Source organism: Microvirga lenta (assembly GCF_020532555.1).
Taxonomy (GTDB): Bacteria; Pseudomonadota; Alphaproteobacteria; order Rhizobiales; family Beijerinckiaceae; genus Microvirga; species Microvirga lenta.
The window spans coordinates 174,963-190,794 of the sequence record NZ_JAJBBR010000007.1; the positions used below are offsets into that span (position 1 = coordinate 174,963).

General features: G+C 65.3%; 8 protein-coding genes. 4 read left to right on the forward strand and 4 right to left on the reverse strand.

The window, feature by feature from the left end:
• Positions 1 to 24: 24 nt before the first annotated feature.
• The gene (locus LGR44_RS12235; protein ID WP_226740848.1) at positions 25 to 2,733 is read right to left on the reverse strand and encodes an Rne/Rng family ribonuclease; all 2,709 of its coding nucleotides are present in this window, start codon (positions 2,731 to 2,733) and stop codon (positions 25 to 27) included.
• Between the two features lie 611 nt (positions 2,734 to 3,344).
• Between LGR44_RS12235 and LGR44_RS12240 the strand changes: the two genes are divergently transcribed.
• From LGR44_RS12240 to prfB, 3 genes are all read left to right on the forward strand, one after another.
• The gene (locus LGR44_RS12240; RefSeq protein WP_226740851.1) at positions 3,345 to 4,583 is read left to right on the forward strand and encodes an N-acetylmuramoyl-L-alanine amidase; all 1,239 of its coding nucleotides are present in this window, start codon (positions 3,345 to 3,347) and stop codon (positions 4,581 to 4,583) included.
• 143 nt (positions 4,584 to 4,726) lie between these two features.
• Positions 4,727 to 7,150 carry a penicillin-binding protein 1A gene (locus tag LGR44_RS12245; protein ID WP_226740854.1) on the forward strand — a complete coding sequence of 808 codons (2,424 nt, stop codon included), beginning with the start codon at positions 4,727 to 4,729 and terminating at the stop codon, positions 7,148 to 7,150.
• Between the two features lie 161 nt (positions 7,151 to 7,311).
• A protein-coding gene (prfB, locus tag LGR44_RS12250) for a peptide chain release factor 2 (protein ID WP_226740857.1) occupies positions 7,312 to 8,443 on the forward strand; the annotation gives its coding sequence in 2 pieces (ribosomal slippage) (positions 7,312 to 7,380 and positions 7,382 to 8,443; 1,131 coding nt in all).
• 55 nt (positions 8,444 to 8,498) lie between these two features.
• On the opposite strand, the gene LGR44_RS12255 is transcribed toward prfB, so the two are convergent.
• Together LGR44_RS12255 and bcp are read right to left on the reverse strand one after the other, a co-directional pair.
• Positions 8,499 to 10,271, reverse strand: a complete 1,773-nt coding sequence (locus tag LGR44_RS12255; protein WP_226740859.1) for a matrixin family metalloprotease — start codon at positions 10,269 to 10,271, stop codon at positions 8,499 to 8,501.
• A gap of 79 nt (positions 10,272 to 10,350) precedes the next feature.
• Entirely contained in the window at positions 10,351 to 10,821 is a 471-nt protein-coding gene (gene bcp / locus LGR44_RS12260; protein WP_226740862.1) for a thioredoxin-dependent thiol peroxidase, read from the reverse strand.
• 157 nt (positions 10,822 to 10,978) lie between these two features.
• Between bcp and LGR44_RS12265 the strand changes: the two genes are divergently transcribed.
• Positions 10,979 to 14,431, forward strand: coding sequence for a DUF3971 domain-containing protein (locus LGR44_RS12265; protein WP_226740864.1), 3,453 nt, complete (start codon positions 10,979 to 10,981; stop codon positions 14,429 to 14,431).
• 6 nt (positions 14,432 to 14,437) lie between these two features.
• Here the strand turns inward: LGR44_RS12265 and tyrS are convergent, their stop codons facing one another.
• Positions 14,438 to 15,700, reverse strand: a complete 1,263-nt coding sequence (gene tyrS, locus LGR44_RS12270) for a tyrosine--tRNA ligase (RefSeq protein ID WP_226740867.1) — start codon at positions 15,698 to 15,700, stop codon at positions 14,438 to 14,440.
• Positions 15,701 to 15,832: the final 132 nt, after the last annotated feature.

Here is a 15,832-nt window from a genome sequence, read left to right on the forward strand (position 1 = left end):
CGTGAGGATCTTAGCTTAAGATCCTCACGATCCGCTCAAAACCGACTTGGCCTTGGACCACCAGCCGGCGCGCTTGGGCCGGTCCGGGTCGGGCGGCGTCAGCACCACGGCGACGGGCTCCGGCTCGGGCATGGCCGGCGCGGGGGCGGCGGGCTCCTCCGCCGGCTGAGAGGCGACGATATCCTCGCGCTTCGCTTCCTCCGGCTCCGGTGCAGCCGCGACCGGCTCGTCGGCGGCGGGGAGAGGCTCCTCGGAAGCCATGACGGCGGCGACTTCGCGCTGGGCGACGATTTCCTCGTCGTCGTTCGCGACCTCGACAGTCTCCTCGCGGCCACGGCCACGGCCGCCGCGGCGTCCGCGACGACGACGGCGCCCGTTGCGCTCCTCGCCTTCGGCCTCGGCCGACTCGGAGGTCTCGAGCTCCTCCGGCGCCTCTGCGCCTTCGGCGCCCGCCTCGGTCTCGGTGCCTTCCTCGTCCTGGTCCTCGCCTTCCTCTGCCGAGGCTTCGCCTTGCTGGGCCTCGCCCGCGAAAGACTCGCGGTCACGGCCACGGCGGCGGCGGCGGCGGCGGCGGCGGCGGCCATTGCCGTTGCCCTCCTCGCCATTCTCCTCGCCGGTCCGGGACTCCCGGGTCTCGACGGCGGTCTCCTCGTCGCCCTCGGCCTCGATCTCGACGTCGTCCTCCACCTCGGCGGGCTCGTCGATCGGCACGATGGCGTCGATCTGGATGCCGGTCGCGGCGGATTTGTGCTCCAGCCTCAGGGCCGGCTCACCCCTGTCGATGGCGTAGTTCGTGGCGCCCATGAGCGTGTCGTCGGCGACGATGGAGATGGCCACGCCGAAGCGGGTCTCCAGGTCGCGCAGGTGCACGCGCTTCTGGTTGAGGATGTAGAACGCGGCCTCGGTCCGGGTGCGGACGACGAGGTTGTAGCCCGAGTTCTTGATGAGGGTTTCCTCGATCGAGCGCAGCACGTGCAGGGCGACCGAGGGGGTCGAGCGCACGAAGCCCGTTCCCGCGCAGTGCGGGCAGGGCACGGAGGAGGATTCGAGCACGCCGGTGCGGATGCGCTGGCGCGACATCTCCAGCAGGCCGAAGGGCGAGATGCGGCCCACCTGGATGCGGGCGCGATCGTTCTTCAGGCACTCGTTCAGCTTCTTCTCGACGGCGCGGTTGTTCCGCTTCTCCTCCATGTCGATGAAGTCGATGACGATGAGGCCGGCCAGATCGCGCAGGCGCAGCTGGCGGGCGATCTCCTCCGCGGCTTCGAGGTTCGTGCGGAGCGCCGTGTCCTCGATATTGTGCTCGCGGGTGGAGCGGCCCGAGTTCACGTCGATGGAAACCAGGGCTTCCGTCGGGTTGATGACGAGATAGCCGCCGGATTTGAGGGTGACGTTGTTCGAGAACATGGCGTCGAGCTGGGCTTCGACGCCGTATTTCGCGAAGAGGGGCTGCGGCTCGCGGTAGGGCTGGACGATCTTGGCATGGCTCGGCATGAGCATGCGCATGAAGTCCTTCGCCTCGCGATAGCCGTCCTCGCCCGACACGAGGACATCGTCGATGTCCTTGTTGTAGAGGTCGCGGATGGCGCGCTTGATGAGCGATCCTTCCTCGTAGACGAGGGCAGGGGCCGAGGAGCTGAGGGTCAGCTCGCGCACGCTCTCCCACAGGCGCATCAGGTATTCGTAGTCGCGCTTGATCTCCGGCTTGGTGCGGGAGGCGCCGGCCGTGCGGAGGATGATGCCCATTCCCTCCGGAACCTCCAGATCCTGGGCGATTTCCTTCAGGCGCTTGCGGTCCGCCGCATTGGTGATCTTGCGGGAGATGCCGCCGCCGCGGCCCGTATTGGGCATGAGCACCGAGTAGCGGCCGGCCAGGGACAGGTAGGTGGTCAGCGCCGCGCCCTTATTGCCGCGCTCTTCCTTGACGACCTGGACCAGCAGCACCTGACGGCGCTTGATGACTTCCTGGATCTTGTACTGCTTGCGGGGCAGCCGGGGACGCTGCGGAATATCCTCGAGGGCGTCGCCGCCGCCGAGCTGCTCGACGGCTTCCTCGTCGTCCTCGCCGGATTCGTCGTCCGCCTCGTCTTCGTCCTGCTCGTCGTCTTCGGCGCTTTCAGCGACGTCTGCGGAGGCGTCCATGTCCTGGTCGGCATCGGAATCCCGGGAGGCCTCGACCGGCTCGACGCCGACATCGTCGGAGACGCCGTCGGCGCTTCCCTCGAAGGCCGGAGCCTCGTCCGACCCGCCTGCCTCGGCGGTCTCGGAGCCTTCCTCCTGCGAGGCGCTCAGAGGCTCGGAGGCCTCACGGTCCTCGGAGGCGTCGTTCGCGCCCTCGGATACGGCCTCGGCGGAAGCGACAGTCTCGTCGGCCTCCGTGCGCTTGGGAGCGGAGCGGCGGCGACGGCGGCTGCGCCGTTCCTCCTCGCGCTCTTCCTCGCGCTGGGCCTCGGCCTCGGCTTCGAGCAGAGCCTGACGGTCGGCGACCGGGATCTGGTAATAATCCGGATGGATCTCGCTGAATGCGAGGAATCCATGGCGGTTGCCGCCATATTCCACGAAGGCCGCCTGAAGCGACGGCTCTACGCGGGTCACCTTGGCGAGGTAGATATTGCCTCGCAGCTGTTTCCGGTTAGCGGATTCGAAGTCGAATTCCTCGACCTTCTGACCACGTACCACCACGACCCGGGTTTCTTCCGGGTGGGAGGCATCGATGAGCATCTTGTTTGCCATGTTGAACTCTCGACATGGCGATCGAGGGCAGGACCTGAGGCAGAAGCCGCATTGAGGGCGGGCGGCCGCGCCGCGAAACGAGACGGCGGGCTGGAATTGCGTTCGGAGTGCTGTCGATCGCCATCGTGCGCCTCTGAGGGGCGCATTCTGGGTTAAATCGGGCCGGTGCCATGCTGAGCTGATCGGGGCATGGGCAAACGCGAAATTGATCGCGCGAAGCGAAAGGTGCTGTGACGACAGTCAGGACTGACTTCGCTAGCGCAACCATTCAACGACGGCCCTTTCGGATTCGATGAGCCGGATTGAGCCGGCCACCGCATAAAGGCGATGAAACATCGCTATTCGACCTGTCCGGCAGCCTGTCGAGCGTGACGGGTGTCCAGCGGATCGGTCAACACAACCGTCTCCACGGACCCGCCGTCAGATTCGGCCATAGCGGACAGGGTCAGCATCATTACAGATCGTTTGGGGTGTTTGGCAAGATGCCGCGAGACTGTGCCTTCAATGCAACAGAGTCTCAATATTGGAGCTTTAAGCGTGAGGTTTCGTTAACCATGCAGGCCCTATGAGGTAGGACGGGCGAGCGAATCCAGCCGGCGACCGGGATACACATGACGCCTTTCTCACGCCTATTGCACCTGTGCCTCCTGGCAACGCTCCTCGTTGCCGGATCCGGCCGCGCGTGGGCCGTGGGCGCCGAGGCCAAGACCGAGACCCCGATCATCGCCGCCGCCGTCGCCGTCGAGGCGGCGGAGGGCAGGACCCGCTTCAAGGTCACTCTCTCCAAGGCCGTCGTGGCGCAGGTCCACCTCATGGAGGCCCCGGACCGCGTGATCGTCGACCTGCCGGAGGTCGCCTTCCATCTGCCCGCCGATACCGGCCGCAAGCAGGAGGGGCTCATCGCCTCCTACCGCTACGGCCTCTTCGCGCCGGGGCGCTCGCGCGTGGTCATGGATCTCGTCCAGCCGGCCGTCGTGTCGGCCCTCCATGTCGAGCAGGGCCTGCCCGGAGGCGCGGCGCTCCTCGTGATCGAGCTGTCCCGGACCGACCGGAACGAGTTCCGCCGGGTCGCGGCGGAGAATGCCCCCGGGGCGCGGACCGAGGTGGCTCAGGCTCCCCCGGGCGAGGTCAAGGATGCGCGGCCGGTGATCGTCATCGATCCGGGCCACGGCGGCATCGACCCCGGCGCGGCGGCCGTTTCCGGCGTCTCGGAGAAGGATCTCGTCCTGTCCTTCGGCCAGCTCCTGAAGAAGAAGCTGGAGGCCGGGGGGCGCTACCGGGTGCTGATGACCCGCGACGAGGACGTCTTCGTCTCCCTCGGAGACCGGGTGCGCGCGGCGCGCAACGCCAAGGCCGATCTTTTCATCTCGATCCATGCGGATTCGATCTCGGGGGCGCAGGAGGTCCGCGGACTGACCGTCTATACGGGGTCCGAGCGCGCATCGGACGCCGAATCCGCCCGGCTCGCCGATCGCGAGAACAACGCCGATGCGGTCGCCGGCATCGAATCGGGGCAGGGGGCCGACGAGGTCCTCGACATCCTGCAGGATCTGACCCTGCGGGAAACCCGCACCTTCTCGCACAGCTTCGCCAACGGTCTCGTCGGCCAGCTGGACACGGTGGCCCGCCTGAACAAGAACCCCCGCCGCGAGGCCGGTTTCCGGGTTCTGCGGGCCCATGACGTGCCCTCGGTTCTGGTCGAGCTGGGCTATCTTTCCAGCAAGCAGGACCTCGATCTGATCATGTCCGACGCATGGCGCGGCAAGATGGTCTCCGCCATGTCCGCCGCCATCGACCGCTTTTTCGCCACCAGGCTGGCTCGCCAGGGCGCTGCCGCAGTTTTACCATAGATAGAGTGTGGATACCCGTAGCGGGGTGGCGATTCCTCGGCTACAGGCAGGTCGGCTGAAACCTTTCCTGCCCGGACCGGGAATCGGCGTTTGCATATCGAAACAACGGTGCACTTGGCGCCGATAACGGAAATTACCTTCGGATGCGCTTTATCCTACGATTCTTCGGCTTCCTGTTCAGCGTCGGGGCGATCTTCTTCCTGATCGGCGCTGCAGGTCTGGCCTACGGATACTGGTACTTCTCGAAGGACCTGCCGGATCACGCCCAGCTGGCGGATTACGAGCCTCCGATCATGACCCGCGTTCACGCGTCCGACGGCAGCCTTATCGCGGAATATGCCCGCGAGCGGCGCCTCTACGTGCCCATCGACGCCACTCCCAAGCTCGTGATCAATGCGTTCCTCTCGGCCGAGGACAAGAATTTCTACAAGCACATGGGCATCGACCCCGAGGGCATCGTGCGTGCGGTGGTGGCCAATGTCCGCTCCGGCGGCCGGCGGGAGCAGGGCGCCTCGACGATCACCCAGCAGGTGGCCAAGAACTTCCTCCTCACCAACGAGCGGACCTATGAGCGCAAGATCCGCGAGGCGCTGATCGCCCTGCGGATGGAATCGACCTTCTCCAAGGACAAGATTCTCGAGCTCTATCTGAACGAGATTTATCTCGGCCTCGGCAATTACGGCGTGGCCGCCGCGGCGCTGAACTATTTCGGCAAGTCGGTGCATGAGCTCGGCGTGGCCGAGGTCGCCTATCTGGCGGCCCTGCCGAAAGCGCCCAACAACTATCACCCCTTCCGCCATCCCCAGGCCGCCGTCGAGCGGCGCAACTGGGTCATCGACCGCATGGTCGACAACGGCTACCTCTCCGCCGAGGCGGCCGCCGCGGCCAAGAAGGAGCCGCTGACGGTCAACCCGCGGGTGGTGTCGCCCAACAGCATCGCCTCCGGCTACTTCGCCGAGGGCGTGCGCCGCGACATCGCGGAGCGCTACGGCGAGGAGACCCTCTACGAGGGCGGCCTTCTCATCCGCTCGACCATCGATCCGAAGATGCAGGCCATGGCGCGCAAGGCGCTCGTGGACGGCCTCGTGCGCTTCGACGAGGCGCGGGGATGGCGCGGGGCCCAGCAGAAGCTGAACCTGACCGGCCGCGAATGGGGCCTGGCCCTGGCCGAGGTTCCCGCCCTGGGCGACGTGCAGCCCTGGCGCCTCGCCGTGGTGCTGGAAGTCGCCGGCGGCCGGGCACGGGTGGGCCTTCAGCCGAAGAAGGAGGCCTCGGGCCAGGTCTCGGCCGACCGGGAGACCGGAACCGTCGCCGCGGACGGGGTCAAATGGACCCGCCGCAGCGTCGACAAGGCCCTCTCCGTCGGGGACGTGGTCTATGTGGAGCCCCTGGAAGGCAAGAGCGGCCAGTTCCGCCTGCGCCAGATCCCCGAAATCTCGGGTGCCATCGTGGCCATGGATCCCTATACCGGCCGTGTGCACGCCATGGTCGGCGGCTTCTCCTTCGACCAGAGCGAGTTCAACCGGGCAAGCCAGGCCATGCGCCAGCCGGGTTCCTCGTTCAAGCCCATCGTCTATGCCACGGCCCTGGACAACGGCTACACCCCGTCGAGCCAGGTCATGGACGCGCCCTTCGTGCTCGATATGGGTCCCGGCCAGCCGGCATGGGCGCCGTCGAACTACGACGGCAAGTCCGCCGGTCTGCGGACCCTGCGCTACGGAATCGAGCATTCCAAGAACCTGATGACGGTCCGCCTCTCCAACGAGGTCGGCATGCCGCTCATCGCGGAATATGCCCGCCGCTTCGGCGTCTACGACGACATGCTCCCGCTTCTGTCCATGTCGCTGGGCGCCGGCGAGACCACGGTCATGCGCATGACCGCCGCCTATTCCATGTTCGCCAATGGCGGGCGCCGCATCAAGCCGACCCTGATCGACCAGATCCAGGACCGGTCCGGCCGCACGATCTACCGCCACGACGACCGCAAGTGCACCGGCTGCGATGCCGAGACCTGGGACGGCGGTCCGCCTCCGACCCTGACCGACAACCGGGAGCAGGTGCTCGATCCGCTCACGGCCTATCAGATGACGTCGATCCTGGAGGGCGTCGTGCAGCGCGGCACCGCGCAGAGCGTGAAGGCGGTCGGAAAGCCTCTCGCGGGCAAGACCGGCACGACCAACGACGCCAAGGACGTGTGGTTCGTCGGCTTCTCGCCCGACCTCGCCGTGGGCGTGTTCCTGGGCTACGACCAGCCGAAGTCGCTCGGCAACGCGGCCACGGCCGGGCAGTATGCCGCTCCGGTCTTCCGCGACTTCATGCAGATGGCCCTGAAGGACAAGCCGGCCACGCCGTTCCGGGTGCCGCCCGGCATCAAGCTGATCCGCGTGAACGCATCGACCGGGACCCGCGCCTCGGGCGAGGGCGGCGGCGTGATCCTCGAGGCCTTCAAGCCCGGAACCACGCCTCCGGAATCCTATTCGCCTCCGGCCGAGTATTTCGACGGGCCCCAGGCCGAGTATCCCAGCGGAGCCCGGCAGGTCGGAGCGGGCACGGGCGGATTGTATTAGGCCCCTTCCGCCCCCATATGAGCGGGGCTCTCCGGAACATGGATGTCGGTGGCCGCGAACGGACAAGATCGCGGCTTCCGATCCTTCGGGCGGAGCTCCTTTACACCACGCGGTGCTCCTTTTAAGACCCGCATTCCCAAGGCACGGACTTCAAAGAGACAATGCGCGCCGAAATCGAACACCTCGTAGATGAGACCAAGCAGTCAGTCGGGCTGCTGAGGAGGCATCTTTGACTGGGACAATGCCCAGCGCCGCCTCGCCGAACTGAATTCCTTCACGGAGAACCCGGACTTCTGGAACGATGCCGACGCCGCGCAGAAGATCATGCGCGAGCGCACGTCGCTGGAGGACCAGATCGCGGCGATCAAGCGCCTCGAGCAGGAGCTCGACGATGCGATCACCCTGATCGAGCTCGGCGATGCCGAGGGCGACGAGGCGACCATCAAGGAAGGCGAGGAGACGATCCGCGGCCTCCAAGCCGAGGCTGCGCGCCTGCAGGTCGAGACGCTTCTCTCCGGCGAAGCCGACGGCAACGACACCTATGTGGAGGTGCATTCCGGCGCCGGCGGCACGGAAAGCCAGGACTGGGCCTCCATGCTGCAGCGCATGTACGCCCGCTGGGCCGAGCGCCGGAAGTACAAGGTCGAGCTTCTCGAGATCACGGACGGCGAAGAGGCCGGCATTAAGAGCGCCACGCTTCTGATCAAGGGCCACAACGCCTATGGCTGGCTCAAGACGGAATCGGGCGTGCACCGGCTGGTCCGCATCTCGCCCTACGATTCGAATGCGCGCCGGCACACGAGCTTCGCCTCGGTGTGGGTCTACCCCGTGGTGGACGACCGGATCGACATCGAGATCAAGGAATCCGACTGCCGCATCGACACGTTCCGCTCCTCGGGCGCCGGCGGCCAGCACGTCAACACCACCGATTCCGCGGTGCGCATCACCCACATCCCGAGCGGGATCGTGGTGGCCTGTCAGCAGGAGCGCTCGCAGCACAAGAACCGGGCCACTGCCTGGAACATGCTGCGCGCCCGTCTCTACGAGGCCGAGCTGAAGAAGCGGGAGGAGAAGGCCAACGCGGAGGCCGCCGCCAAGACCGATATCGGCTGGGGCCACCAGATCCGCTCCTACGTGCTGCAGCCCTATCAGCTCGTGAAGGACCTGCGCACCGGCGCCCAATCCACGAGCCCGCAGGACGTGCTCGACGGCGACCTCGATCCCTTCATCGAGGCGTCGCTCGCTCAGCGCATCAACGGCGGCGCGGGCGAGGCGGTCGAGGATATCGACTGAAGCCGGAAGGCCCACTCGATTGCGAGCGGGCCTTTGTTATTGCAGGTGATCGGACCTACACGATGCGGAAGTCGTCGTAGTGGATCGATACCCTTGCCGTGAACTTTACGAAGCATATGGCCGGAGCGGGACCGGAGCCGTCCGGGTCGTAAGAGAGGGATCGTTCATCCCTGTCGAAGAGGATACGGTCATCCGCATCTGCAGCCACTGGCCCTTCCGCAAATGCGGTCCAGAGTAATTCGCCTTTCGCGAGATTACCGAACACGGTCGAGGACAGGGCGATCCGATCCCGATTGTAGCCGAATTGGAAATCCGTGATCTGGTCGATATCGTCGACCCCATTGAACGGGGTGTCGAAAACGAACAGATCACTATCGCCTCCCCCAGTCAGGATATCGCTGCCTGCGCCACCCTGGAGGGTGTCTCGGTCATGTCCACCGCTTAACGTGTCATTGCCGCTGTCCCCTGACAAAGTGTTGTACCCGTCACCGCCGTCCAAATCGTCTTTGCCCACACCTCCCTGCAGGAGGTCATCGCCTTCTCCGCCTTTCAGGACATCGTCGTCAAAGTCACCGTGCAGAATGTCGTCGCCGTCCCCGCCGTCCAGGACATCGCTGCCTGCGCCGCCCTGCAAGCTGTCCTTGCCATCTCCGCCGCTCAGGGTGTCGTTGTCGCTGTCTCCGGACAGAGTATCGTCGCCATTCTCGCCGTTCAGGACATCGCTGCCTTGACCACCCTGCAGGGTGTCCACGCCATCTCCGCCGTTCAAGGTATCGTTTTCGCTGTCTCCCGACAAAAGATCATCGCCATTCTCACCGTCTAAATGGTCGTCGCCTGCGCCTCCATGCAGGATGTCATCGCCAGTTCCACCCTTCAAAACGTCGTTGTCGAGGTCTCCGGACAGCATGTCGTCGCCGTACCCGCCGCTTAAGGCGTCAATGCCTGCGCCGCCCTGCAACGTATCGTCGCCGTACCCGCCTCTCAGGACATCGTTGCCGACGTCTCCGTGAAGGGTGTCATCGCCGTCGCCGCCGCTCAGGAAATCGTTGCCGGCCTCGCCGTATAGAGCGTCCTTGCCTTCGAAACCGTAGATCTTGTCATTGCCCTTGCGGCCCTTGACGACATCCTTCACGGCCACCCCATAGACGACGTCCGCCTTGCTCTTGCCGATCTGGGTCAGGGTCTGCTTCTTCTTGCTCCAGCTCCACTTGGCGACCTGCTTCCCGTCTTGCGAAGGTTTGCCGTAGAGGGCGCGGATCGCCTGGATGTCCAAGGCGCCGAGCTTGGCCGACTGCATGTTGATGTCGCCCCCCGTGTAGCTCATCACGGTATGCTTCACATCATCCAGGCCCGACTTCAACAATTGCCTGTTGTGGTCCATCTTGTGAAAGGGGTGCTTGAGGCCGAGTGCATGGCCGATCTCATGAAGCAGAATGTAGAGCTTGAACGGCTTGTGCTTCGACAATTCGGAACGGTGCTGGGTGTTCAGGTAGATGTTGCCGCCCATGAAATCCCGAACGAGGCCCTCATCGATATCCCGGTCGACTTCCGGAAACTCCGCCCGCGCACTGTGGTCTCCCCAGTCCGACCGCCATTGGAACTTCAATTCGGCATCGGCTTTCTTGACCTCGATGAATCGGATGCCGCAGGCATCTCCCCACATCTTCAGCGCTTTGCGCGCCATGGCCTTGTCCGCACTGTCGAACTTCGACGAGCCCCATTGCGGACCATTGAAGGTGTAGGTCAGAAAGACGGGTTTCTTGCTGATCCTAAGACTGGACAGGGCATTCCAGCTCTGGCCAGAGAGAATGGCTTTATAGTTCGACATTCAGCTGAGCTTTGGTCGGAGGTACGGGTAATTGATGTAATGATATAATATATAATCATAGTTGCAACCTGCTATCGCGTCACGAGTGAAGAGCCTTCGCCGCCTCCAGCACCTCCTTCGCGTGATCGGGAACTTTCACCTTGTTCCAGATCCGCACGATCCTGCCGTCGCGGTCGATGAGAAGCGTGGTTCGCTCCACGCCCATGTACTTCCGGCCGTACATGCTCTTCTCGACCCAGACGCCGTAGGCTTCGAGCATGGCCTTCGTCTCGTCGGAGGCGAGGGGGAAGTCCAGGCCGTGCTTGGTCCGGAACTTGTCGTGGCTTTTCACGCTGTCGGGCGAGACGCCGACGATCTCCGTGCCGGCTGCGGCGAAATCCTCGCGCAGAGCCTGGAAGTCTTGGGCTTCGCGGGTGCAGCCGCTGGTGTCGTCCTTCGGGTAGAAATAGAGCACCACCTTCCGGCCCTTGAGGTTTTCCAATGATATTTCCTGCCCGTCGGTGGCGGGCAGGGTGAAGGCCGGGGCCTTGGTTCCGATGGTCAAGGTCATGGCTCGCCTTTCTTTCGGCGGGTTGTGATGTTTCGACACGCAGGCGCGATTGACGGAAAGAGACGGTCGCAGACCGGGTGCAACAGGGCTAAGGTCTCCCATCTGATTCCCTCATCGGCGCGATAGTGCAAGAACCCGGTTGCCCGACGTCACAAGAATGAAGCGACTCATCAGCACAAAGCCGCGCCGGCGCAATCCGGCGAAAAGGAGCGCGCTCAGGCGTGCGCTCCGCGGTGCGCTCTACGTCAAGCTTGCGCTCGTTCTTGTCGCCGGGCTCGGCATCGGAATGCTGTATCTGCGCCTCTCGGCCGGACCGCTGAGCTTCGGCCGGTTGCCCGAGCAGGTGGCCGAGACGCTCGCCGCCCGGATCGGTCCCGGCTGGACCGTCACCTTGCGCGACACCGCCATCGAACTTCAACGCGGCTCTCCTGCCCTGCGGGCGAACGGCCTCGACATTCGGGCGCCGACCGGAGAGCTCGTTCTGCGCGCCCCGTATGCGGTGGTCAGCGTCGACGGCTTTTCTCTCCTGGGCGGGAGCCTGCAGCCGAAGTCGGTGGAGTTCAAGGACCTGCAACTGCGGGTCCTCGTCAACCGGGACGGTTCGCTCACCTTTTCTCCCGGCAGTGCCGAAGGCGCCGAGACGGTGGCGACGCAGGAGCCTCAGGTCAGCCCGTCGCAGGAGGCAGCGGCGGCCCTGCTGCGCAGTTCGCAGGGGCCCTCCCAGGTCTCCGGCGTCGTCGGGTCCCTGTTCGACCTGATCGTCGGCCCCAAGAGCGCCCTCAACTCCCTGGGCCAAGCCCGCTTGACCAATGCGAGCCTCGTCTTCGTGGACGCGGACCAGAAGGTGCGTGCCCGGTTCAAGCGGCTCGACGCCACGTTCGACTGGTCGGAGGACGGCGGGCGTCACTTCGCAGCGACCCTCGACGGGCCACAGGGCGTCTGGCAGCTCGACGGCGACGCCAAGGCGGACGGCCATGGCGGCTACCGCGCCAGCATGGTGGCGGACCGGGCACCCATTCAGGACATTCTCCTGCTCGCCGGGCTCTCGGCTCTTCCAGCGACGACCGACCTCGAATTCTCCGGCCGTTTCGATGCCGCTTATGCGGGTGGACGGGTGACCGAGCTGACCGCGAAACTCGACAGCAGTGCAGGGTTCCTGCAGATCGACGACAAGGACACGTCGCCCCTCCAGGTTCAGCAGTCGAGCATCGACGTTGCATGGGACGAGCCCGGCAAGGCGCTGGATCTGCGAATGCTCGAACTGGTCGGCGGCGACACGCGTGTCCGGCTGCAGGGACGCCTCGCAACGCAGACGGGTGCCGACAACTGGCGTCTTTCGCTTCGCGGCAAGGATGCCACCTTGGCCGGTGCGACGGTGGGCGACAAGCCCGTCCGGATCGGCGAGATCGCCGCCGAACTCTCCGGGCCAGACGGCATCGGAATTCGATCCCTTAAGCTGCGCGGTCCGGAACTGTCGGCCGACATCAGCGGCGTTCTGGGCAAATCCTCCGATCCGCACGGGCTCGACCTGACCGTCGATGCGGCGAAAACCGACCTTCGGGCTGCGCTGCGCATCTGGCCCGAAGCCGTAGCGCCGCCGGTGCGCCGCTTCCTCGTCGCGAATGCCAGAGGCGGCATTCTGGAATCCATCGCACTCAAGGTGAAGATGACGGGCGCGGACGTCGCGAAGGCCGTCGCGGGCGGGCCCATCACGGACGATTCGCTGAAGATCGACTTTGCGGTCTCCCAGGGCGTCCTGTCCGTGGCCGAGGGGCTCGCGCCCCTGTCCCGGATCGATATGACAGGGCTCGTGACCGGCACGAAGGTGATGCTGCGCGCCCCGACGGGGCGGATCGACATGGCCGGCCCTTACGGCCTGGACGCCTCCGGCGGCACATTCGTCCTCGACAATTATTGGAAGGACGGCGCCGTGGCGCAGATCGACTTCCGTCTCGCCGGTCCGGCGGACGGACTGGGCGCCCTGCTGCAGCAGCCGCTGATCCGCGAAATCGCCGGCTTCGACGTGGATCCCGCCACCATGAAGGGGAGTGCGGACCTCCGCGTCGGGATCGGCCTTCCCGTCGACGACATCCCGGCCTTCGCCGATCTGCCCCTGACCGTGAGGGGAACGGTCAGCGACCTGGGAATAGACAAGGTCTTCGGGAAGGACCGGCTCGAGGGGGCCACCCTTGCCGTCGCTTACGAAAAGGGCAGTCTCGCCATCAAGGGCGAAGGCAAGCTCGGTGGAGGGCCGGCCTCCATCGACGTCCAGAAGACCCACCAGGGGGGCGAGGCCAATGTGTCGTTCATCCTCGACGAGGCGGCAAGGAACAAGAGAGGGCTCTCCTTCGGCTCCCAGCTGACGGGCGCGTTTCCCGTCAAGGCCACGATGCCCCTGGGCAAGGACGCGAAGCCGGGCATCCGCATCGAGGCGGACCTGACCAAGGCCGCCGTCGACCAGATCATTCCCGGGTGGGTCAAGCCCACCGGACGGCCGGGGAAGCTGTCCTTCGTGTACGTCGAGGGGCCGACCGGCGAGATCCACGATCTCCAACTCGACAGCGGCTCGACGCAACTGCGGGGAAGCGCATCCCTTTCGAACGACGGAAACCTGGAAAAAGCCGAGCTGACGACCTTCAAGCTGTCGCCGGGCGACGACATGCGGGCGCAGATCGAACGCAGCAACGGGGTGTTCAAGGTCACGGTACGAGGCAATGTGGGCGATGCCCGGCCCTTCACGAAGACCGCCACCGCATCGGCCCCCGGCGCGCGCAATGCGCAACGAGAGAGCAGGGATTTCGACCTCGATCTCGTGCTCAACATCCTCACGGGCTACAACGAGGAGGCGATCACCAATGCGTCGATCAAGGCCTCGCTGCGCAAGGACAACATTCGCCAGCTGGATCTGAAGGGGCGCCTGGGAGCCACGAACATCATCGCGCGGACGGCGCCGCAGCCTGCTGGGAACCCCGTCATCACGCTCCAGGCGGAGGATGCAGGCGCGCTGTTGCGCTTCCTCGACGTCTACAAGCGGATGACCGGCGGCGAGCTCATCATTCAACTTGCCACCGGGGACGGTCCGCAGGCCGGGATTCTGAACCTGCGCTCCTTCGCCCTCAACAACGAACCGGCCCTGCGCCGGATCATCCCGACCCAGACGCAGTTCATCCCGGGTCAAGACCGGGCGGGCAATCCGCAGGCAGTGCGGGTGGACGTGAACGAGGTCGTCTTCACCAAGGCCCGGGTGGACTTCACGCGCACGGCGGGACGCCTGGACTTCAAGGATGCGGCGATCTTCGGAGGCCAGGTCGGCTTCACCCTCGGCGGCTATATCGACTACGCGCGCGACCGGATGGACATCGCAGGCACCTTCGTGCCGGCTTACGGGCTGAACAATGCCTTTGCGCAAGTCCCGCTCTTCGGACCGCTCCTGGGCGGAGGGCAATACGAGGGGTTGTTCGCGGTGAATTTCCGCGTTTCGGGAGAAGCGAGTGCGCCGACCCTGACGGTCAATCCGCTCTCTGCGGTGGCGCCGGGCTTCCTGCGCAAACTGTTCGGCGTCGGCGGAGCACCGCAGGCAGGGGCCCTGCCGACGGTGCCCGAGCGATAGGGCGGATCAGACCGCCCGCAGCAGCACGTGCTTCTTCTTGCCGAAGGAGAGCTTGATCACCCCTTCGGCCGTGAGGTCCGACAGCTTGAGCACGCCACGGTCGTCCGTCACCGTCTGATCGTTCACCTTCAGACCGCCGCTCTTCACCTGGCGCCGCGCCTCGCTCATGGAAGGCACGAGCTTGGCGTAGTCGGGCCCGAAGGCCGCCAGCACGCCGAGGCCTTCCTCGAGTTGGCCCGATGCGATCTCCACCGTCGGCAGCGTCTCCGCCAGGGCGCCCTGCTCGAAGGTCTTGCGCGCCGTCTCGGCCGCGAGCTCCGCGGCCTCCCGGCCGTGGAGCAGGGCGGTGGCCTCGGTCGCAAGGGCTTTCTTGGCTTCGTTGATCTCGGCGCCCTGAAGGGCTCCGAGCCTGTCGACTTCGTCCAAGGGAAGAGTGGTGAACAGTTTCAGGAACCGCACCACGTCCGCGTCCTCGGTGTTGCGCCAGAACTGCCAGTAATCGTAGGGGCTCAGCATGTCGGCATTGAGCCAGACGGCGCCGGAGGCGGTCTTGCCCATCTTGGCGCCGGACGCGGTGGTCAGGAGCGGGCAGGTGAGGGCGTAGAGCTGGGCCGTGCCTTGGCGCCGGCCCAGATCGATCCCGTTGACGATGTTGCCCCACTGATCCGAGCCGCCCATCTGAAGAATGGTGCCGTAGCGCTTGTGCAGCTCCACGAAATCGTAGGCCTGGAGGATCATGTAGTTGAATTCCAGGAACGACAGCTCGTGCTCACGCTCCAGGCGGAGCTTGACGCTGTCGAAGGAGAGCATCCGGTTGACCGAGAAGTGCCGGCCCACATCCCGCAGGAACTCGATGTAGTTGAGCTTGGTCAGCCACTCCGCATTGTCGACCATGACGGCGTCGGTCTTGCCCTCGCCGAAAGCGATGAAGCGGGAGAACACGCCCTTGATGCTCGTCTTGTTGTCCTCGATCTGCTCGACCGTGAGGAGCTTGCGGCTCTCGTCCTTGCCGGACGGGTCGCCGACGCGGGTCGTGCCGCCGCCCATGAGCGTGATCGGCTTGCCGGCTCCGGTCTTCTGCAGCCAGTGCAGCATCATGATCGAGAGCAGATGCCCGACATGGAGCGACGGCCCGGTGCAGTCGTAGCCGACATAGGTCGTCAGACGCCCCTCCAGCGCAGCGGTGTCGATGCCATCGAAATCGGAGGTCTGATGGATGTACCCCCGCTCGGTGAGCACTTTCAGGAATTCGGAACGTGGCGCGTTCATCGCGGCTCTCGTGTCTCTCGTCAAAGAATTGGAGAAAGGGCTCTAGCAGCTTTAAGCCCGACTTTCATCCGGCAAGTTCTCAATCGAGAGTAGAGGCGCTGCGCGCCCTGCGTGTCAGGCGCCAAGCCCTTG